21 protein-coding genes are annotated in these 19886 nt (G+C 37.4%); 10 read left to right on the top strand and 11 right to left on the bottom strand.

Annotated features, from left to right (window positions below; translation table 11 throughout):
• Window positions 1-85: 85 nt before the first annotated feature.
• From rplI to rpsF, 4 genes are all read right to left on the bottom strand, one after another.
• Window positions 86-682: a 50S ribosomal protein L9 gene (gene rplI, locus ACFIMI_RS01565; protein WP_273791080.1), complete on the bottom strand. Its 597-nt coding sequence runs from the start codon at window positions 680-682 to the stop codon at window positions 86-88.
• A gap of 25 nt (window positions 683-707) precedes the next feature.
• The gene (locus ACFIMI_RS01560) at window positions 708-1688 is read right to left on the bottom strand and encodes a hypothetical protein (RefSeq protein WP_375612936.1); all 981 of its coding nucleotides are present in this window, start codon (window positions 1686-1688) and stop codon (window positions 708-710) included.
• A 149-nt stretch (window positions 1689-1837) separates the two neighbouring features.
• Window positions 1838-2086, bottom strand: coding sequence for a 30S ribosomal protein S18 (rpsR, locus tag ACFIMI_RS01555; protein ID WP_012754957.1), 249 nt, complete (start codon window positions 2084-2086; stop codon window positions 1838-1840).
• A complete protein-coding gene (rpsF, locus tag ACFIMI_RS01550; RefSeq protein ID WP_375612935.1) occupies window positions 2086-2493 on the bottom strand; it encodes a 30S ribosomal protein S6 in 408 nt (135 codons plus the stop codon). Before rpsF ends, rpsR begins: the two co-directional genes overlap by 1 nt.
• Window positions 2494-2828: 335 nt before the next feature.
• On the opposite strand from rpsF, the gene ACFIMI_RS01545 reads away from it, so the two are divergent.
• The 7 genes from ACFIMI_RS01545 (at window position 2829) to gmk (ending at window position 9238) form a co-directional block, all read left to right on the top strand.
• Window positions 2829-3416: an undecaprenyl-diphosphatase gene (locus tag ACFIMI_RS01545; protein WP_375612934.1), complete on the top strand. Its 588-nt coding sequence runs from the start codon at window positions 2829-2831 to the stop codon at window positions 3414-3416.
• Window positions 3417-3493: 77 nt separating this feature from the next.
• On the top strand, window positions 3494-4438 hold the full coding sequence (fabD, locus tag ACFIMI_RS01540) for an ACP S-malonyltransferase (protein WP_375692193.1): 945 nt from the start codon (window positions 3494-3496) through the stop codon (window positions 4436-4438).
• Between the two features lie 18 nt (window positions 4439-4456).
• Window positions 4457-5194, top strand: coding sequence for a 3-oxoacyl-[acyl-carrier-protein] reductase (gene fabG, locus ACFIMI_RS01535; RefSeq protein WP_375634127.1), 738 nt, complete (start codon window positions 4457-4459; stop codon window positions 5192-5194).
• A gap of 260 nt (window positions 5195-5454) precedes the next feature.
• Window positions 5455-5691 carry an acyl carrier protein gene (locus ACFIMI_RS01530; RefSeq protein ID WP_004860281.1) on the top strand — a complete coding sequence of 79 codons (237 nt, stop codon included), beginning with the start codon at window positions 5455-5457 and terminating at the stop codon, window positions 5689-5691.
• A gap of 101 nt (window positions 5692-5792) precedes the next feature.
• Entirely contained in the window at window positions 5793-7055 is a 1263-nt protein-coding gene (gene fabF / locus ACFIMI_RS01525) for a beta-ketoacyl-ACP synthase II (RefSeq protein ID WP_375637388.1), read from the top strand.
• Between the two features lie 96 nt (window positions 7056-7151).
• Window positions 7152-8261: an endolytic transglycosylase MltG gene (gene mltG, locus ACFIMI_RS01520; RefSeq protein WP_375674687.1), complete on the top strand. Its 1110-nt coding sequence runs from the start codon at window positions 7152-7154 to the stop codon at window positions 8259-8261.
• A gap of 299 nt (window positions 8262-8560) precedes the next feature.
• Window positions 8561-9238, top strand: coding sequence for a guanylate kinase (gmk, locus tag ACFIMI_RS01515; protein WP_375629245.1), 678 nt, complete (start codon window positions 8561-8563; stop codon window positions 9236-9238).
• Between the two features lie 29 nt (window positions 9239-9267).
• Here gmk and rsmA read toward each other — a convergent pair whose 3' ends face one another.
• The 6 genes from rsmA to lptF all read right to left on the bottom strand — a co-directional run bounded on the left by rsmA (window position 9268) and on the right by lptF (window position 16807).
• On the bottom strand, window positions 9268-10098 hold the full coding sequence (rsmA, locus tag ACFIMI_RS01510) for a 16S rRNA (adenine(1518)-N(6)/adenine(1519)-N(6))-dimethyltransferase RsmA (RefSeq protein ID WP_375692192.1): 831 nt from the start codon (window positions 10096-10098) through the stop codon (window positions 9268-9270).
• Window positions 10089-11102 carry a 4-hydroxythreonine-4-phosphate dehydrogenase PdxA gene (pdxA, locus tag ACFIMI_RS01505; protein ID WP_375681181.1) on the bottom strand — a complete coding sequence of 338 codons (1014 nt, stop codon included), beginning with the start codon at window positions 11100-11102 and terminating at the stop codon, window positions 10089-10091. The genes rsmA and pdxA overlap by 10 nt, the downstream gene beginning before the upstream one ends.
• On the bottom strand, window positions 11102-12058 hold the full coding sequence (locus ACFIMI_RS01500) for a SurA N-terminal domain-containing protein (protein WP_375620739.1): 957 nt from the start codon (window positions 12056-12058) through the stop codon (window positions 11102-11104). Before ACFIMI_RS01500 ends, pdxA begins: the two co-directional genes overlap by 1 nt.
• Before the next feature lie 109 nt (window positions 12059-12167).
• On the bottom strand, window positions 12168-14528 hold the full coding sequence (locus ACFIMI_RS01495) for an LPS-assembly protein LptD (RefSeq protein ID WP_375692191.1): 2361 nt from the start codon (window positions 14526-14528) through the stop codon (window positions 12168-12170).
• On the bottom strand, window positions 14529-15620 hold the full coding sequence (gene lptG / locus ACFIMI_RS01490; protein ID WP_375631734.1) for an LPS export ABC transporter permease LptG: 1092 nt from the start codon (window positions 15618-15620) through the stop codon (window positions 14529-14531). It lies immediately after the preceding gene.
• Window positions 15617-16807, bottom strand: a complete 1191-nt coding sequence (gene lptF / locus ACFIMI_RS01485) for an LPS export ABC transporter permease LptF (RefSeq protein WP_375692190.1) — start codon at window positions 16805-16807, stop codon at window positions 15617-15619. The genes lptG and lptF overlap by 4 nt, the downstream gene beginning before the upstream one ends.
• 396 nt (window positions 16808-17203) lie before the next feature.
• Between lptF and ACFIMI_RS01480 the strand changes: the two genes are divergently transcribed.
• Genes ACFIMI_RS01480 through ACFIMI_RS01470 form a run of 3 tightly spaced genes read left to right on the top strand, consistent with a single transcriptional unit; the run spans window position 17204 to window position 18082 of the window.
• On the top strand, window positions 17204-17650 hold the full coding sequence (locus ACFIMI_RS01480; protein WP_375612923.1) for a DNA polymerase III subunit chi: 447 nt from the start codon (window positions 17204-17206) through the stop codon (window positions 17648-17650).
• A complete protein-coding gene (locus ACFIMI_RS01475; RefSeq protein ID WP_375611245.1) occupies window positions 17650-17829 on the top strand; it encodes a hypothetical protein in 180 nt (59 codons plus the stop codon). Before ACFIMI_RS01480 ends, ACFIMI_RS01475 begins: the two co-directional genes overlap by 1 nt.
• Window positions 17816-18082 (top strand): hypothetical protein, encoded by a 267-nt coding sequence (locus ACFIMI_RS01470; protein WP_375611246.1) that lies wholly within the window; start codon window positions 17816-17818, stop codon window positions 18080-18082. Before ACFIMI_RS01475 ends, ACFIMI_RS01470 begins: the two co-directional genes overlap by 14 nt.
• Here the strand turns inward: ACFIMI_RS01470 and ACFIMI_RS01465 are convergent.
• A complete protein-coding gene (locus tag ACFIMI_RS01465; protein WP_375620745.1) occupies window positions 18079-19368 on the bottom strand; it encodes an MFS transporter in 1290 nt (429 codons plus the stop codon). The two genes, ACFIMI_RS01470 and ACFIMI_RS01465, sit on opposite strands and share 4 nt — an antisense overlap.
• Window positions 19369-19886 lie beyond the last annotated feature (518 nt).

Genomic DNA, 19886 nt, shown 5'->3' with positions numbered 1-19886 from the left:
AAATACTCACTTTTAAAGTGTGAGTATTTTATGAGCGATATTTAAAATGGAATAAAAAATATAAAACAGAAAGCAAAAATAGCAATTAAGCTTCTTGATGAGAACTGTTTATATCGTTGTCATTAATTTCTTCTGCCAATAATTCTTCCTGACTTTCTTCTAATAATTCTTCTTGAATATTATATATTTCTTTAGCCGAAGTGAGGGTTTCACCTTCTGCTTGGCGTTGTGCTTCACTGGTAGAACGCGCAACATTAATAATCACAGAAATTTGAACCTCTGGATGTAAGCTAAGAGTGATAGTGTGAAGACCGATCATTTTTATTGGATGATTAAGTTCGATTTGATTTCTTCCAATAGAAAAGCCTTCATCTGTTATGATTTCAGCAATATCACGTGTTGACACAGAACCATAAAGTTGTCCTGTTTCACCAGCAGAACGAACAACAATGAATGATTGTCCATCAAGTTTTTCAGCAATTTTTTGCGCTTCGCTTTTGCGTTCAAGATTACGTGCTTCAAGTTGTGCACGTTGTACCTCAAAATGTTTTTTATTAGCTTCATTTGCGCGTAAAGCTTTACCTTGAGGCAAGAGAAAATTACGCGCATAACCATCTTTAACTGAGACAATATCACCCATCTGACCAAGACGAGGAATGCGCTCAAGTAAAATAATATCCATAGTTTTTCCTTTCGAACAAATAAATTTAGTGGAGTTTTTTGCGTGATTGAAAATTGTATTGAATAGCAGCCCAAATTCCCATCAAAAGCATCATGAAAACAATAGGTGGAGTAAAAACGACTGTAAAAATAGCAATATAAACAAGAGAAAGTATAATAATCCGACCGTTTACCCCTTTTGTAATATTGTGAAGATATGCTAGACCGCTAATTAATATGATGACAGTGTATGCAGTACTAAAGGCAAGGGTACTCAAGTTAAGAGAAGAGCTCAACTCAATCATCGATGCTATGCAAACAATAATAAAAATAATAATTCCAGAAATTGGAAGGCGGAGAGTTTGGCTCCAATCATCACGGGGTCTTTTCAGCCATTTCATATGTTGTGCTGCTATCATGGAAAAGTAAAGGTTACCAATGAGAAAAACCAAACTATAAATAGTCAAAGAAAAAGCAGTAAAAGTTGCTGTATGCGTCATTAAAAGCTCATTAAAAGCGCGTATATCGGCTTCTTTTATTGACTGTGTTTGTTGCAGAGTTTGTGCTATGTTTTCGGTGATTTTTTTTGCAACGATGGGTGTGGAAGGACGTGTTTGAACATAGAGCCCAATGAAAGTTGCTATAAGAGCGATAAAATTAGTTAAATGAAAAATAACCGATGATAATGGATACCATATCAGTTCGTTTTCTTTTTGCGCTGGTCGTGCAAGCCCAAGAAGCCAAGAAGCATAGACAGCAGGAAGGAAAAATAAGAACATAAAGCCAAGAGCAATATAGGTATTAGTGGTTATGATAAGAACAACAGTAGCACTTATGAGGGCGATGAGACTGGCTAATGTTCCTTGACCGAACGCAACAATAAAAATTGGCAATGAAAGAAAGCAGCCAAGAAGAAGAGAAAAAAAGGGCGCGATATTTGCAACACTGATGATTGCCAGTCCTATCACAACAGCAAATAATCCTGCCAAAATACCGGTTAATATCTCATAAGTACGATTTTTTTTCATTTATTGCTGTCCTGCTTTCTGCAGTTAGAGGCGTGTCAATACCCCAACTTTGACATTTAATAGCTTAACATAGGATACAACAAGCTATTTTTTAACCATATAAGAAAAGCAACTGGAGAAACTCTCCAGTTGCATAGCGTATTGATTGCTTACTTTATAACATACGGAAGTAAGCCTAAAAAGCGAGCACGTTTGATAGCATTAGCTAATTCACGCTGTTTTTTCTGACTAACAGCAGTAATCCGTGAAGGAACAATTTTCCCACGTTCGGAAATATAACGTTGTAACAACTTGATGTCTTTATAATCAATTTTGGGAGCATTGGTCCCTGAAAAAGGACATGTTTTACGACGACGATGAAAGGGGCGACGTGCAGAGTTTTGATTAGTATCAGTCATCATTCTACCCCTTCTATAGTATTTTCACGTTGACGACGTGGAAAACGAGGACGCTCTTCATCATGTCCAATGTGACTATTGCGATCAAGGTGTGAGAGCATAGCAGATTTTTCTTTTTCGTGTTTTTCTACGCGAATGGTCATATAACGCAAAATATCTTCATTGATGCGCATCTGACGCTCCACTTCAGCAATTGCTGAAGCTGGTGCATCAATATTGACTAAGACATAATAAGCTTTACGGTTTTTACGAATACGGTAAGCAAGAGGACGAAGTCCCCAATTTTCTATACGCCCAACTTTTCCACCATGCGCTTCAATGACACCTTTGTAGAGACTCAAAAGTTCATCAACTTGCTGCGGTGCAATGTCTTGTCGGGCAAGGAACATATGTTCATAAAGAGCCATTGTTTTGCCTTTCTTCAATTAAATTTCACCGGTTTTAGCGCAAAGCCTCTGCGACTTGTCTTTTTTGGAAATCCAAAGAAGAAAGGACGCGTTTACAATTCGAGACATCTCAGAGCGGAGATACGGGAGGCCGGAAACATTGTATTTCCTACTGATATTTTACAGCCCTCCGTTCAACCTCCAGCTAAAGTGCCGGCAACGAATATTTCATATCTACAGGTTATCTTTTAAAATAGCAAGTTTATGCACACAAAAAAATTGATTTGTTAAATCTTGATATATTTCCTTCTTCTACAAAAAGATAATACTGTAATATAAAGGCAAAGGAGGGAAAAATGGACTTTTTAAACCAGATTGATGTTACACTCTTTGAAATGTTTGTCGGCAATCATCAAGCTTGGTCGATTGTAGTTTTGTTTAGTATTTTTTGTGCAAAGTTTTTAATTTATATTATTCCTCTCCATCTTTGTGCGTTGTGGTTTTGTGGTGGGGAGAGGGAACGGTGTGTTGTGCTAAGCATTTGCATGAGTATTTGTGCATCTCTTTTCATAGGTTATCTCATTTCTCTTTTTTATTTTCATCCTCGCCCATTCGTGGTAGGGCTGACGACACCGCTTATTCAACATCGTGCAACAGCTTCTTTTCCTAGTAATCATGCCTTGACCATTGCATCTTATGCAGCTAACTTTTATTTTTACCGATACAAAGTTACTTTTAAATTTGCCACCGTATTTTTGTGTTTGATCTGTTGGGCGCGCATCTTTGTGGGTGTACATTATCCCTTTGATATTTTAGCAGGTGCACTTTTAGGAAGTCTCATAAGTTTGGGTGTTATTCAGTTTATAGCACCCTATTTTCCTAAGTTTTTATATCAAATTCCGCCCTTAAAATATAATTTTAGGTGTGGTATTCGTTTTAAATAAAGGGCTTTATATTGATTTGTGCGGATGAATAAGGTCAAAAGAAAATAATTTAATTGTACAGTTTTAGGAGTTGATAAATGGGTGCAGCTTTTATTTTTCCAGGGCAGGGGAGTCAACTTGTTGGTATGGGGAAAGCGCTTGCAGAGCAATTTATTGTCGCACGGATGGTTTTCGAGGAAGTTGATGATGCTTTGGGTGAGAAATTATCAAAGATCATTTTTGAAGGACCAGCAGATGTTTTAACGTTAACAGCAAATGCACAACCGGCATTAATGGCTGTATCTATGGCTGTCATTCGTGTGATGAAACAATTAGGGCTTCGTATAGAAGAAAAGGTAAGGTTTGTTGCTGGTCATTCTTTAGGCGAATATTCGGCTCTTTGTGCTGCTGGTACATTTACTCTCACAGATACGGCAAGACTTTTGCGTATTCGTGGCAATGCTATGCAGGCTGCTGTCGCGGTTGGTGAAGGTTCTATGGCTGCATTAATTGGTTTAGAAGAGCACATTGTGGAAGAAATTTGTGAAACTGTTTCTGGAGAAGGACTATGTCAGATTGCTAATGATAATGGTGGTGGGCAAATTGTTATTTCCGGTAAAGCAAAAGCAGTTGAGGCAGCGGTAGAGATTGCATCAACAAAAGGTGCAAAACGTGCACTTCTTCTTCCTGTTTCTGCACCTTTTCATTCATCTTTAATGCAACCTGCTGCTGATGCCATGAAGAAAGCACTTTTGACTGTTAACAAAATGTCCCCTATTGTTCCTTTGATTGCCAATGTTTCTGTTGCACCTGAGAGCAATCCAGAGCGTATTACTACTCTTCTTGTCCAACAAGTGACTGGGAAGGTGCGATGGCGTGAAACAATAGAATGGATCGCTGCTAATGGAGTTGATACGCTTTTTGAAGTTGGTTCTGGAAAAGTATTAACAGGTTTAACGCGTCGTATTAACAAAGATATAAAGGGGGTAACCATTGGAACAGTTGATGAAATAGAATCAGCGCTAGGTATGCTCGGCGTTTAATCTATAAGGAGTTAAAAAATGTTTAGATTAACAGGACGTAAAGCTCTTGTAACGGGGGCTTCGGGAGGAATTGGTGAGGCAATTGCACGCTGCTTTCATGCACAAGGAGCCATTGTTGGACTTCATGGAACACGCGAAGAAAAGCTTAGAGAAGTGGCGGCAGAATTAGGGCAGAATGTTTTTGTATTCCCCGCTAATCTTTCTGAACGCCAATCGATTAAACAATTGGCTGAAGTTGCAGAAAGAGAAATGGATGGCGTCGATATTTTGGTTAACAATGCGGGAATCACTAGGGATGGTCTTTTTGTGCGTATGCAAGATAAAGACTGGGATGATGTTTTAGAAGTTAACCTAACAGCTGCTTCTCTTTTGACGCGTGAATTAATACATTCTATGATGCGCCGCCGTTATGGAAGGATTATTAACATTACATCTGTTGTTGGTGTTGTGGGAAACCCTGGACAAACGAATTATTGTGCTGCAAAAGCAGGCTTGATAGGTTTTTCTAAAGCATTGGCACAAGAAATTGCTTCGCGAAACATCACTGTCAATTGTATTGCTCCAGGATTTATTAAATCCGCAATGACAGACAAGCTTAATGAAAAGCAAAAAGAAGCCATTATGGCTGCGATTCCGATGAAACGTATGGGAAGTGGGCAAGAAATAGCCGCTACTGCTGTTTATTTAGCAAGCGATGAAGCAGCCTATACGACAGGTCAAACACTCCATATCAATGGTGGAATGGCAATGATTTGAGTATTTATTTTATTCCACATTGATTTATGAGTTGTATTATTTTAGATAGTAACGATTGAAATGGATAGATGCATCTATTTCTTTAATATGGTCGTTGATCAATTGATGTCGGAATGTCAGATTGGTTCATTTTGTAGGGGATATCCACAGGATGTTTTAAATCATTACTAAAATCTTTTAAAGTAATGCATCTATTGCTTGATTAGATGAACCGATATAGTTAACCAAATTATAGGAAATATAAATTCGAGGATTTCAACATGAGTGATACAGTAGAGCGCGTTAAGAAAATTATCGTGGAACATCTTGGGGTTAATGCTGATAAAGTTGTAGAAAATGCAAGCTTTATCGATGATCTAGGGGCTGATAGCCTTGATACGGTTGAACTCGTTATGGCTTTTGAAGAAGAGTTTGGGGTAGAAATTCCAGATGAAGCTGCTGAAACGATTTTCACAGTTGGCGATGCAGTCAAGTTCATTGATAAAGCTTCAGCGTGATTACTAAAGGGCAAAGGCATGAATTGCTTTTGCCTATATTCTTCGGAGCTCTTTTGAAAAGAGAGCTTTGAGAGGTGAAGTTTAGTTCAAGGTTAGAAGTTATGAGACGTGTTGTTGTTACTGGTTTAGGGTTGGTATCTCCATTAGCTGGTAATACTGAATATAGTTGGAAACGACTTCTTGAAGGAAGAAGTGGTGTCCGACGTATCACAGAGTTTGATGTGTCAGATTTGCCATGCCAGATTGCTGCGCGTATCCCCTTAGGGGATGGAACAGAGGGGACTTATAATGCTGATTTGTATATGGAACCTAAAGAGCAACGTAAAGTTGATGCATTTATTGTTTATGCAATGGCTGCTGCTAACCAAGCGCTTGCAGATGCCGAATGGTTTCCTAAGAGTGATGAAGATCAGATTTGTACAGGTGTGTTAATTGGTTCGGGAATTGGGGGAGTTGAGGGTATTGTTGAAGCTGGTTATACGCTTCGTGATAAGGGCCCACGTCGTGTTTCTCCTTTTTTTATTCCAGGTCGTTTGATTAATCTTGCTTCTGGTTATGTGTCTATTCAATATGGTTTACGGGGGCCTAATCATTCTGTTGTAACGGCTTGTTCAACAGGGGCGCATGCGATTGGTGATGCGGCACGTTTGATTATGTTTGGTGATGCAGATGTCATGGTGGCAGGGGGGGCTGAATCTCCGATAAATCGGATATCTCTTGCAGGTTTTGCAGCTTGTAGAGCTCTTTCCACTTGTCGCAATGATGATCCTGAACGGGCGTCACGTCCTTATGATACTGATCGTGATGGTTTTGTGATGGGGGAAGGAGCGGCAGTTGTTGTTTTAGAAGAGCTGGAACATGCCAAAAAACGAGGAGCGCGTATTTATGCTGAGGTTATTGGCTATGGTTTATCTGGTGACGCTTACCACATTACAGCGCCTTCAGAAAGTGGTGAAGGGGCTCAGCGTAGTATGATAGCTGCTCTTAAGCGTGCACAAGTGAATGTGAGTGAACTTGATTATATTAATGCTCATGGTACATCTACGATGGCTGATTCCATAGAGCTAGCGGCTGTTGAGCGTGTTTTAGGGAGTTATGCACCACAAGTTTCTATGTCATCAACGAAATCATCTATCGGGCATTTACTTGGTGCAGCCGGTGCTGCTGAGGCTATTTTTTCTATTTTAGCTATACGGGATAATATAGCCCCAGCGACACTTAATCTTGACAATCCATCGATTGAAACGAAAATCGATCTTGTACCACACAAACCGCGTGAACGAAAGATTGATACGATTCTTTCTAATTCTTTTGGATTTGGTGGGACAAATGCATCGTTGGTGATGCGACGTTTTAGGGGATAATAAGTATTTTTATTTAATTTTTGCTTTTGAGTTTTCTACTTTATTATAAGGTGAATGAGAAATTATAATATTATCCTTAATCGCTATTGAGGGGTTATGTCCGATGTGAAAAATGGAAAATCATTAAAGGACGTAAGTGATTCCTCTTCGAATCATTTAGCAGATAGTTATGACATGTTAATACATAAAAAACGAAAGAAATCATCTATCGTCCGTAATCCGTTGGTCATTCTCGGTCATTTTTTTCTTATGCTGATTGTGATTATTCTTTTTGCCATAAGTATTCCTCTTTATATTGGAAAAAGTATTTTTGAAGAAAAGGGAAAAATTGAGGAAGAACAAATTGTTCTTATCCATCCTGGTACCGGAATTCGTGAAATTGCTTCATTGCTAGAAAAACGTGGTTTCATTCGATCATCAGATATTTTTGTTTATGGGGTTGGTTATCACCAAAAAACAACGCATCTGAAGGCTGGTGAATATTTAATTCCAGCTCATGCTTCGATGCAGGATATTATGGATATTCTTGTGAAAGGAAAATCTATAGAGTATACATTTACAGTACCTGAAGGTTTAACGGTTCAGCAAGTTTTCGATCGATTAGCTGCGAATGAAATTTTGATTGGAGACCTTCCAAAAATTTTGCCTCCAGAAGGTTATTTAATGACGGATACTGTTCGTTTTATTCGGGGAACAACGCGTAAAGAGATTGTAAACAGGTTGCGTGAAGGACAGACAAAATTAATTCATGCTATATGGGCTACGCGTTCACCTGATTTACCCATTAAATCAATTGATGAGTTTGTTATATTAGCCTCAATTGTTGAGAAAGAAACGGGAATTGCAGCAGAAAGACCAATGGTTGCTGCGGTATTTTATAACCGCCTTATAAAGCATATGCGTCTTCAATCGGATCCAACAGTAATTTATGGTCTCTTCGGAGGAAAAGGAAAACCATCCGGTCGTGCAATTTATCGTTCAGATCTTGAGAAGGAAACACCATATAATACTTATAAAATTAATGGTTTGCCCCCAACGGCTATTGCAAATCCAGGTCGAGATTCTTTAAAAGCGGTGGCACATCCACCAAGCAGTGATGCACTTTATTTTGTTGCTGATGGTTCAGGAGGGCATGTTTTTTCTCGAACTTTAGAGGAACATAATATGAATGTTCGCAAGTGGCGAGAATTAAAGGCAAAACATTGAATTTATAGTGATAACACATCTTTTTGCATCGTAAATGAGAATCCCAAATATAGTAAAATTTTTCTATTTAAACTTTTTATGAGAATGATAAAAAATCATTTTCTTGTCTGTCACAAGTGGGGTTGGCGTATGGATAAAAATATTTAAGAAAGAAGTGAATATACTGCTAATACCTTATCTCAAAAAAGAGCAGAATAACATTGAGAATTGCTAAGAAAACACATTGATTAGGAGAGAGGTTGAGATAATGTATAATTCAAATTTTGGAGAAACATTTATGAACAAAGTAGAGTGATGTAATGACAGTCTTTGAAAGTAAATTGAGTACTATAAAAATGAATCAACGCCGCGGTTTTTTATTTATTCTCTCTTCGCCTTCAGGTGCTGGTAAATCAACAATTTCTCGATTACTTCTAAAAGAGGGACAATTAGAGCTTTCCGTAAGTATGACTACAAGGAAAAGGCGTCCTAGTGAAGTAGATGGGCTGCATTATTACTTTATTTCAAAAGAAGAGTTTGAATATAAGCGTGATAGGGATGAATTTATTGAGTGGGCAGAAGTTCACGGAAATTATTATGGCACTTTACGTGAAACTGTTGAAAGCGCATTGAATGCTGGCCAAGATATGTTATTTGATATTGATTATCAAGGTACCGAGCAGCTGCAAAAAAAGATGCTAGGAGACACTGTATCTGTTTTTATTCTTCCACCATCAATGAAAGAGCTTGTTTCGCGTTTACATCGTCGAGCAGAAGATAGTCAAGATACTATCAATTTGCGATTGGAAAATGCACGAACGGAGTTAAAGCATTGGCTTTCTTATGATTATGTTGTGATTAACGAAGATTTAGATCAGTCTTTATCTTTTATTAAATCAATTTATTTAGCTGAAACCGTAAAACGTGAGCGTTGTTCTTATCTTGGCTCTTTTGTTGATGGGCTTATTGCTGAAAAAATCGATAAATGTTGTGATTAAAAAAGGTTTTATAACACAAAGTGCATTTTTTAGAGCACTAGATGCGCTAAAGTTACAAATTCAGAAATCGAGAGCGTTTCAGCACGGCGCATTCCATCAATTCCAGCTTTTTCTAATAGCTCTTCACCTCCAAGTATTTTGAGATTTTGACGAAGCATTTTTCGTCTTTGCCCAAAGGCGGTTTTTGTGACGAGGCTTAGTTTTTGTGCAGAGCAGGAAAGAGGTTGTATTCGCGGAATAATATGAACAACGGAAGACGTTACTTTAGGTATTGGTATGAAGGCTTGAGGGGGGACATCAAAAGCAATTTTAGCAGTGGTACGCCAGCCAGTTAAGACACTAAGACGTCCATAATGAGTAGATTGAGGTTTAGCTGTAATCCGTTTGGCAACTTCACGTTGAAACATCAATGTCATTGATTCATAAAAAGGAGGCCATGGTTCAGTCAAAAGCCAATTTAATAAGAGTTGTGTCCCAATATTATAGGGAAGATTTGCAATAATGCGCGGTTTTACAGGGCTTGTTTCAAAGAGTTTTGAGAAATCTTGCTTCAGTGCATCATTACAAATAACTTTTAATTTTTTAGGATAGTGTTTTTCTATTTCTAAGAGAGCCGGTATGCAGCGCTCATCGCGTTCTATTGCTGTTACAATGGCACCCTTTGCTAGCAAGGCACGTGTGAGACCTCCAGGACCAGGACCAATTTCAAGAACAGGTTTTCCTTCTATATTGCCTGCTTGATGAGCAATTTTAGATGTTAAATTAAGATCAAAAAGAAAATTCTGCCCCAAAGATTTATGCGCTTGTAATCCATATATATCAATGACCTCACGCAGAGGAGGGAGATTATCTATTGGCATGGGTTTAAACTATTTTTTGCAAGTTGATTTGCAAGTTTAAGAGCAGCAATAAAGCTTTCGGGAGAGGCTATCCCTTTATCAGCAATGTCAAAAGCAGTTCCGTGATCTGGAGACGTGCGAATAAAAGGTAGACCTAACGTGACATTAACAGTGCTATCAAAGTCTAATGTCTTAACAGGGATAAGGGCTTGATCATGATACATACAAATGGCAACGTCATATGCTTTTCTTGCGCATTCATGGAACATTGTGTCGGCAGGCAGCGGGCCTGCAATATTGAGTCCTTTCTTTTTAAGATATTCAATAACAGGAGTGATAACTTCAATATCTTCTTTTCCCATCGCACCTCCTTCTCCAGCATGAGGATTAAGACCAGCAACAGCTAGTCGGGGTGATGTTATTTTAAACCTTGTTTTTAAGTCATATTCAGTAATAAGTACCGTTTGAATAATTAAATCACGGGTAAGCTGTGAAGGAACATTTTTAAATGGAATATGAACAGTTATTGGTACTGTTTTTAATCGAGGTCCTGCTAACATCATAACTGGATGATAACATTTATGAAAAGCTTTATGGGCTAAATCGGCTAAAAATTCTGTATGACCTGGAAATTGAAAACCGGCATCATAAAGACTCTTTTTTGCAATAGGACAAGTGATAAGTGCACATGCATGGCCATTTTGAATCAATTGAACACAGCGTTTAATTGCTTCAATAATTCCAGCTGTATTTTTCGATGAAGGTATACCTAATTGATCACTTTGTTTGTTTTTTAACGGTATGATAGGAAGAGCGCTTTGAAAATTTTTTGCAGGATTATTGATTAAAACAGATTGCACCTCAACATCAATCTGTAAAAAACGAGCGCGCGAACGAATAACATCTGGATCAGCAAGAAGTACAAAAGGTGGAATTTGGCGCGTAACACGCAAATTCCACGCTTTTAGTACTATTTCAGGACCAATTCCGGCAGGATCACCACCGCTAACAATAAGAGCAGCCATTATGAATTTTGAATGCGTGCCACTCGGCGCAGTTCTCCTAAATATTTGTCGCTTAATTCTTCAAGTTTTTGCGGGCTTCTTTTTTTACTATCTTGAAGAGAAAATATCAGTCGAGCGACATAATCATCAGAAACTCTTTTTATTTTGCAGACAGCAATTGCTTCGATTCCATCAGATGTTTCTTGTAATTTTGTCATTTTTCCAGCAGGCGTTTCAAGAATAGCTTGTTCCCATGCATTAGGAAGTTGTGGCTCCAGAAACTTTCCTAAGTGGCGGATAGTAACGTCTAAAATACCTCTTGCTTGATTGTGAGCATTGGCACATCCACGGAAATGTGCGCGAAAATTACTTGCTTCTCTTTGACGTCTTTCAAAGATCTCTGAACGACGATGTGCAGGAATGACAAAAACAATTCGCTGTAATGTATATTCGTTGGTTGAAGGTTTTACACCACCATTTTTTAATATTCTGCGTACAGCTTCTTGTTCGCTAATCATACCTGTTTCAGCTTGATAGCGTGCGCTAACAAGACGCCCCCATCCTATTTGTCCACGGATGTAATCTTTAAAGTGTTGCACTGTGATCTCAGTTTGGATCAGAATCTGGTTGAGCTGATCAATCGTCATATTATTTTGTGTCGCAAAATTCTCAAAAGCTCTATCAACTTCATCATTGCTTACTTCAATATTACGACGTTTTATTTCAATATTTTTTAGCTTTTCATCAATAAGCTCTTTTTTAGCCTGTGCCACCAAATTGCCTTGCTTTTGTTGTAGCCTGAGAAAAGCAAGGCGTCTTTGTATATCATAATTTGTGATGGGGTTGCCATTAACTGTAACAACAATAGAAGTCTGCGCAAAGACTGTCGGAATCAAAAATCCATTTATTAGCAGGCTACTTACGCTCAAAGATGCAATATAAAATAAAGCAAGAAAACGCTTTTTCAATTTATTCATGTAAATAGGCTTTCGCATTGTTTATTAATTCTCATCAACAACTTAAAATACACGCTTTCTTTCATAAAAACAATGATAAGTTAAATGACTGATACATTCCCTTTATAAATTAATCTATCTTTTTTCCGATATCTGCAATCGTACGCAATGAAAGAGAGAAATTAAAGTTTTGCAAGGGTGCTTTCCTGCCTGGATTCGTTACCTGTTGATAACCGAATGTTAACCCGAAACATTCATCCATATAACTCAAGCTAATTCCTCGCTTTATAAATGTACCAGATACTAAATCATAACCGGCGTTGCTATTAATGGACCAATAATCTGCTAATTTAAGTCCTGTTTGAAAAGAAATTTCTTGGCGCTCTTGAGAATATTCATAGTCTGGTTGCTTTGCGATATAGGCATATTGTAGAGCCACCCAAAAATTTTGCCATTTTTGTGATGCTTCGATTTCACTACGGCGGATTTTTCCTGTTTTTTTGTCAAAGCGTCCACGCGTTTCTAAGGAAAAACCACTTTTATGGGTTGTACCAAACATTGCAACATAGTCTGAACGTTTTGCCTCTAAGCTAGAATGAGTACCGACATTGATAAAGTCCTTTTCTGCAAAAGAATTCTTTCCTGCTAGATGGAAGGATTGTCCAATGAGACCATAAAGAGACCAATTATCATTAAGGCTTCCAGAATATCTTATACCTATATTGGCTCTTGTACCACCTTCTACACGATCATAACCAGAAAATTTGTCTCGTTGAAAGAGAGTGGTTGCATCAAAGACAAAGCTTTGAGCATCTTCATTAGGAATTTGTCCAATATATTGTTCATTATTGCGTATAAAAATTTGTGCAGTTGGTTCTATAATATGTGTAGAATGATCAGCTGTAATGAGGAAGGGATAACGTAGTTCCAACCCTGCTGTTGCCATGCCACGAATTGCTGAACCATGAATTGCGGATAAGGCATTGTTTTCTATAGAATCTGTGTGATTTTCGCTTGCATTGGTTGTAATGATATCAGCTCGTAGAGAGAGAAGAGGGGTTAAGATGAGTCCGTTGTGCGTGTTGAAGCGCTTTTTCCACTGAAGCTCGTTTGTTAAACGCAAACTATTTCCAGCCATACCAGAAAGTTTTACTGTGTTGAGAGGGTTTCCGTTCTGGTCGGGTGAACTGAAGTCAGCATGGCGACGATAAACTGATTGCATATTACTATGGAAGGTAAGCTCTCCATTATAAATGGGTTCATCTGGTGTGAAAAAATAATCGATGCGTGGTAAGACCCACGCTTGTCGAGAGTGACGTTCATAATGAGGATCATTCAGTATTGAATCTTGAACTTTAAAATGATAAAAACGCATATCAAAATAATTTTTTCCTGCAAGACCATTCAGATAGATCTGAGAAAGTTGTGTAGGATTGTTATAGTTTTCAAGTTTATAGGCACGACTAAAATGCTGATCTGATTGTGCAAGAATATCCCATCCATAAGTCCAGTGTGAGTTAATACGAAAATCCCCCTTTGTCGCCAGCATATAACGGTTTTTATGTTGGGAATCAATCGTATCATTATCAAATCTATGCGGTTTCATTTGATATATATGAGCAAAGCGAATGTTATAACGGCCCGTTTTTAAACGCTGACGCCATTCCCCTTCGGTTAAAAGCCCTTGTTGGGTATAAACCGTAGAAGAAAGGGTAAAATCATAATGGGGGGCGAGATTCCAGAAATAAGAATTCTTTATCCCCATACCGAGATAATCAGTATAAAAAAAATGAGGAGTAAGCAGACCGCTAGCACGCCTGACAGTTGGATCATAGATCTCAAAATTTGGAAATTTTATAATCGGTACACCAAAAACTTCAAAACTGCTATTTTCAAACCGAATTTTTTTGACGCTATTATTCCATATGATCTTTCTTGCTTTAATTTTCCATAGGACATCTCGATCTGGTTTATAAGAGCAAGGTTCACAGGCTGTATAGGTTGCATTTTCAAAGACTGTTATGTGATTGTGTTTGCGTGTAGCATTTTGGGCTGAAAAGTGAACATTGTTGGCTGTATCAATACGTAGGGCGTTTACAAAACCCTCGCCAAGATCTTTGGTCATATCAATTTGGTTGGAATAAATTTTATTACCATCCTTTTGAGTAATTTCAACGTTCCCTTGTGCTATAAGCCGTCCTGTTTTTTGATTGTAAATAATTTTTTGAGCGACAACTTTATTGCCATCATATTCGATTTGGACATTACCGTGTGCAGAAACAGTGTTTTCATCACGATTGTAGATGAGTTCATCCGCAGAGAGCAAAAGAGGAGGTTCCAGATTTTGAATGCGACTTTGAGAAGGAGATTGAAGGCTTTGAGCGTGCGCACAATAAGACAAAGCACTTCCTAAAATAACCCCCACAACACTTTTAAAAGCGAGAGCACTTAATTTTGTTAAAATAGTTTTTTTAAGTGTTAATGCTTTCACTTAGCCATCCTCTTTATGAAGTAAAAAAGAGATTCCTAAGAATAACGCAATAACAACGGGTGTCCAAGCTGCAATAATTGGTGGAATATATCCAGCATTACCGAAAGCTTGAACAAGTACGGAAATAACATAAAGCATAAACCCAGCTATTACGCCACCAAGAATCAACATTCTAGATTGCCCAAAACGTGTAAAATTTAAAGATACAGTTGCTGCAATGAGGGTCATTGCCACAAGCAATGCCGGTAATGCAATCAAAGATTGGAAATACATATCAAAATTATGAGCAGAATAGCCAAATGAACGTGCAATCATAATTTTTTTTGGCAATTGGTAAAATGGAATAGTTGCGGGATTCACTAAACGTTCCGTTAAAAATTCAGGTTTTAGATTGGTTTTTATTTGCAACACGGTAAATTTTTCAGGAGGATGCCCTATTTTATAGATTGTTCCATTTGTTAATAGCCAAAATCCATTAGTCAAGGTTGCTTTTGGGGCGTTAATCCAATTTTTAACGGTTGCATTGTCATTGTATTGTACAAAGGTGGCATCGAGAAGAGAAAGTCCTTGATCGGTGATAGATTTAGCACCAATGGTTGTTCTGCCTAAATTTGTATGTTGTGTTAACCAGTGGATACTTGTATTGTGAAGAGGTGTTAGTACATTGTGATTGCGCCATTCAGTCATCTTTTTTTCTGCTTGAGAAAATCCCCATGCAGCAAGTGGATTAATGAGAAGAATTGAAAATAATCCCAAAAGAAAAGCTCCAAAACAAGCTGGCATAAGAAATTGCCATGCAGAAACACCGATTGAACGAGTCACTACAAGTTCAAGTTTTTTGTTGAGCGAGATAAGCGTTGCCATTGCAGAAAAGAGTGCAATGAAAGGGATAAGTTGTTGCATGATAAAAGGGATGCGTAAAGCAGAGAGGAAAAATGCATCTTTTGCTGTATAATGCGGAAGGGAAGATAGCCTACCAGAATTCTCTGTGAAATCGATTAAAAGAGCAAGAACAAAAATGCTTCCCCAGAAATAACAAGTTATTTTAAGATACCGTATAAAAAAATATCGTCCAAGTGTCCACCCAATCATGATATTTCATCCGAGGAATCTTGAGATTTTCGATGTTCAAATTTGTTCATTATTTTTTGAAAAGCGATTTGAAGTATCTCATTAACTTTTGTGGGAAGCCCAATTTTATGATTCGTTAAAAGCATAAAAAAGACAAATGCACTTGTTCCTATAGGTATAATATAAAGGAGAGGAACGTATGCAAGATCGCTTTTTGCCTTTTCTGCGAAAAAATATCCTATCCAATACACCAGAAAAGAAAGGGCAATTGCCGAGAGATTTGCGGAATGACGAGCTTGTCGATGGGAGCGTACATCCCCTGCCGCTGCTAATGCAATAAGTGAAAAAACAATAGGGTAGAGACATTGTGTTAGTCTGCGGTGAAATTCAGCTTTATATTGGAGTGGTTTTCGTTGATAGTAGGGATCTTTTGGGTCAGGGTTTTGTAAATAAGAAAGAGACCGATCTTTTGGATAAAGAGTAGGTGTTTTATCACTGGGGATAAACTCTCCTAGGCTAAAAGTATATGAGCTAAATTGCACGATTGAAACACTGTTATTTTGATGATTGACTCTTTCTATTTCACCGTTATTGAGAACCAGAAAACTGCCGTTTTTATTGCTCACAATGGATGCGTCTGTTGCATAATAAAAAAGATCAGTCTTAGGATCACGCTGGTCGGCAATGAAAAGGCGTTCAAGTGTTCCATTTGGATTTCGTTCGCCAATTTCTATGTAAAGGTTATTGGCGAGTTTTTGGAAGCTCCCTTCACTAATGAATAGATTAATAAGATCAAAATGAGCGCTTGCTAGCATTTGTCGCATATGAAGACGCGCTTGAGGAACAACAAAATTAGCTATAGAAAAGGAGATACAGGATGCAACAATAGCAAGAAGAAGGATAGGTTTCCAAACAGTACTTTTAGGAAAACCAGAGGCATTGATGACAGCAAGTTCTGAGTCTTGATGCATTGCTGAGAGGATGGTTGTAATTGCGATGACTAATGCAAACGGAATGACAACAAAAATAACAGAAGGAACCAATGAGAGTGAAAATTGTAAGACTGTGAGGAGTGTTTGTTTACTTGTTGTGAGAAAGTTTATCCGTGCAAGAATTTGTATAGTCCAACTAACGCCCACTGCTGCAATCATGACAGAACTAAACAAAACAAGGACACGTTTCAGGATGTAGAACTCAATAATACGCATAAATTGGGGAAAATCCTCAGTTTTTAATTCGATAGCAAATATTCTTACTGCTTTCGGTTAAAATGTAATAAAGTTTGAAAAAATATCCTTTCATGAATTGGATATTTTTACCAAATAAATAATATAAAATTGCCTATGAGGTCCTCTTTAAATTTTCCGTACATTATATTTTATTTTCAACTATAGTCTACAAAGAATCTAGAAAATAACTTAAAAAACTTTTTTATTAACGTTGAAGATAAAAATTTTTGTCTTTTAAAGACACGTGCAAAAAGATAATGCATCTCAATCAAAAAAGAGGGTTTATATCTTGAACCGTTTCCTTTGTATTAGGGATATAGAATTTTTTTTAAAAAGATGTTAGCTTTTTATAAAGAATGATGAAGGCTTAAGAGATTGGATATTTTATTCTATCATTTGACGCAGTCAACGCTGAAGGATATTTTGCCGACGCTTGTGGAGCGTGCATTGGCTCGTTTTGGTAAAGTAACAATACAGTGTGTGAGTAAAGAACAACGCGATTCTATAGATATACATTTATGGGTTTATACTGATGAATCATTTATTGGACATGGAACGGAGTGTGATCAATATCCAAACTTTCAGCCTGTATTTCTTACGACAGGACAAGAAAATCCGAATGATTCAAAGATTCGTTTTCTCATAGAGGGAGCTGTTTGTTCGGATATTGATGCTTATCAACGGCTTGTCGTGATATTTGATGGTAGAAGTGAAGAGCAGTTGAATCTCGTTCGTGCACAGTGGAAAAAATATAAAATGGAAAATCATAATTTAACGTATTGGCAACAGACTGAAGATCGTCGCTGGGAAAAACAGGTTTAATGCGTCTTGTATCTATTGTTCTGATTTTTATAGGATTACTGGGAATAGTAAATCCTGCACTTTTTATTACGGAAGGGTCAGGGGGAGGGCGTTGGGTTTTTATTGTGATTTTTCTTTTAGGCATGTTAAATATATGGACTATAATTAAAAAAACGAAACGCCATAATGATAATTATTGATCGAATTTTGCTTGTTTTATGGGCTGTGATGTTGGCCTTCTTTTGCGTTTCATGGTTGGGGACAACGCATATCTTATCAGAAATGTTTGCTGTTTCTTATATAAGCAATATTGCAGATTTTTTATTTTTCTTTTTGAGTGCCTTGTTTGCAGGAATATTGTGGTGGAAAATACCTCAACCCCTATCTTTAAAAACGAAACTGGCAGCATTTTTGCCGCCAGTCCTTATTTTATTCTTCGTTATTATATTTTAGTTGGATATTTCATCATCTGTAAATCCGACGAAGCAAATCAGTGAAATAAAAGAAGCAAGAAGCAAATAATAACCGATATAAGATGTATCGAAATGTTGCACCAGATATTCTGCAATATAAGGCGCGAGAGATGCTCCTATAATAGCAGATAAATTGAAAGTAATAGAAGAACCGGTATATCGAATTGCTGTTGGGTATGGTGAAGCCAAAACAGCACCAAGAGGACTGTATATCATTCCCATGAGAGACAAACCGATAACAGACATTGCAAGGACTCCTATAACTCCAGAATTTAAGAAATAAGGAATTGCGAAAGAATAAATACCGGTGATGATTGTAATCCAAATCATCAAAGTTCTACGTCTAATACGGTCAGCGAGTCTTCCCGTGATGACAGTAAAAATCCCACAAAAAATAGCACCGACAATTTCGATTTGAAGAGCTTGATGAAATGGCAATTGCAAATGGTTTGTTGAATAGCTTAACAAATATGTAGTAACCAAGTAAAACAAAACAAAAGTTGCCATACCAGAAAATATTCCAAGAAATAGGATTCGTGGACATTTTAAAAAGACATCTATGATAGGAACTTTGACATGTTTTTTACTTTCAAGAGTTTTTTTGAATTGAACAGTTTCATTGATTGAAAGACGGACCCATAATCCTATAATCATAAAAACAACTGAAGCAATAAAAGGAATACGCCATCCCCAGGCTAAAAGTTCTTCACGATCAAGGAAATGCAGCAGACCCAAATAAACAGCAATAGATAAAAACAAACCTATTGAAACGCCTAATTGGGGAAACATTGCATACCAGCCGCGCTTTTCTGGAGGGGCATTTTCTGTAGCGAGCAAAACAGCTCCTCCCCATTCTCCTCCTAATCCAATTCCCTGTCCAATACGGCACAAGGTTAAGAGGAAAGGGGCAAACCACCCAGCTATTTCATAAGTAGGAAGAAAACCAATAATGACTGTTGAAAGACCCATTGTGAGAAGAGAAGCGATAAGTGTTGCTTTTCTTCCAATTTTATCTCCAAAATGTCCAAAAACAACTGATCCAAAAGGGCGGGCAAAAAAGGCTGCTCCAAATATTAGGAAAGATTGTAAAATGGCAATTTGATCATTTTGTGTTGGAAAAAACACATGAGGAAATATAAGAGCTGCGGCAGTGCCAAAGACATAAAAATCAAAGAATTCAATTGTTGGGCCAATAAGGCTTGCAAATAAAATCCGACGAGGGGAGTTTCTGTTGCTTGTAGCTTTCATTTCTGAGTTTATAGACATGAATAGAATGTCCCTTTCAGTATATGACAAATCAAATGACGAGTTAACTGACTATAACTATAGAAATTTCAAATCAGTGTCGAGTCAATATTATGACACTTCGTTATATATTAGAACAATGATTATGGGCTGATGAGTATGAATAAGTGCTCTATATATTATCCAAATTGAATAAGATAAAGACACTACTTTAAATGCTGTAGAAGATGGCAATAGGTGGCTATAAACGCAGCTCTCATTCACATTGCTGTGTCCTTTAAAGTTTAATGCCATTTTTATCTATTAAGGGATCAATCTTATTCGTAGATCAGTGTTTAGTGTCTCAAAATATTAAAAATATTTTTCATGGATGCAATTATAACACTTTTAAAGTGTATCTAAAACAAATTAAATCTTTTAGTTGTGCATGCATTTTAAAACACATGGTGTATATTTGATCTGTCAGAGCTTAATCCATCGAATGCTTTGCTATCTTAAAAGACATGAGGTTGAGCAATTACGTTGTGTTGTTTTGATCT

The organism is Bartonella sp. AP4SXKL (assembly GCF_042195845.1).
GTDB lineage: Bacteria > Pseudomonadota > Alphaproteobacteria > Rhizobiales > Rhizobiaceae > Bartonella.
Note: the sequence above shows the minus strand (reverse complement) of the source record. Positions and strands in the feature narration are given on the sequence as shown.

Bases quoted from the DNA above. Each gene is read 5' to 3' on its own strand.
- mltG (WP_375674687.1), top strand. From the start codon at position 7,152: ATGTCCGATGTGAAAAATGGAAAATCATTAAAGGACGTAAGTGATTCC.
- fabF (WP_375637388.1), top strand. From the start codon at position 5,793: ATGAGACGTGTTGTTGTTACTGGTTTAGGGTTGGTATCTCCATTAGCT.
- ACFIMI_RS01530 (WP_004860281.1), top strand. From the start codon at position 5,455: ATGAGTGATACAGTAGAGCGCGTTAAGAAAATTATCGTGGAACATCTT.
- ACFIMI_RS01470 (WP_375611246.1), top strand. From the start codon at position 17,816: ATGATAATTATTGATCGAATTTTGCTTGTTTTATGGGCTGTGATGTTG.
- rpsR (WP_012754957.1), bottom strand. From the start codon at position 2,086: ATGACTGATACTAATCAAAACTCTGCACGTCGCCCCTTTCATCGTCGT.
- fabD (WP_375692193.1), top strand. From the start codon at position 3,494: ATGGGTGCAGCTTTTATTTTTCCAGGGCAGGGGAGTCAACTTGTTGGT.
- fabG (WP_375634127.1), top strand. From the start codon at position 4,457: ATGTTTAGATTAACAGGACGTAAAGCTCTTGTAACGGGGGCTTCGGGA.
- pdxA (WP_375681181.1), bottom strand. From the start codon at position 11,102: ATGGCTGCTCTTATTGTTAGCGGTGGTGATCCTGCCGGAATTGGTCCT.
- ACFIMI_RS01560 (WP_375612936.1), bottom strand. From the start codon at position 1,688: ATGAAAAAAAATCGTACTTATGAGATATTAACCGGTATTTTGGCAGGA.
- rsmA (WP_375692192.1), bottom strand. From the start codon at position 10,098: ATGCCAATAGATAATCTCCCTCCTCTGCGTGAGGTCATTGATATATAT.
- ACFIMI_RS01500 (WP_375620739.1), bottom strand. From the start codon at position 12,058: ATGAATAAATTGAAAAAGCGTTTTCTTGCTTTATTTTATATTGCATCT.
- ACFIMI_RS01545 (WP_375612934.1), top strand. From the start codon at position 2,829: ATGGACTTTTTAAACCAGATTGATGTTACACTCTTTGAAATGTTTGTC.
- rpsF (WP_375612935.1), bottom strand. From the start codon at position 2,493: ATGGCTCTTTATGAACATATGTTCCTTGCCCGACAAGACATTGCACCG.
- lptF (WP_375692190.1), bottom strand. From the start codon at position 16,807: ATGCGTATTATTGAGTTCTACATCCTGAAACGTGTCCTTGTTTTGTTT.
- gmk (WP_375629245.1), top strand. From the start codon at position 8,561: ATGACAGTCTTTGAAAGTAAATTGAGTACTATAAAAATGAATCAACGC.
- ACFIMI_RS01465 (WP_375620745.1), bottom strand. From the start codon at position 19,368: ATGTCTATAAACTCAGAAATGAAAGCTACAAGCAACAGAAACTCCCCT.
- rplI (WP_273791080.1), bottom strand. From the start codon at position 682: ATGGATATTATTTTACTTGAGCGCATTCCTCGTCTTGGTCAGATGGGT.
- ACFIMI_RS01475 (WP_375611245.1), top strand. From the start codon at position 17,650: ATGCGTCTTGTATCTATTGTTCTGATTTTTATAGGATTACTGGGAATA.
- lptG (WP_375631734.1), bottom strand. From the start codon at position 15,620: ATGATTGGGTGGACACTTGGACGATATTTTTTTATACGGTATCTTAAA.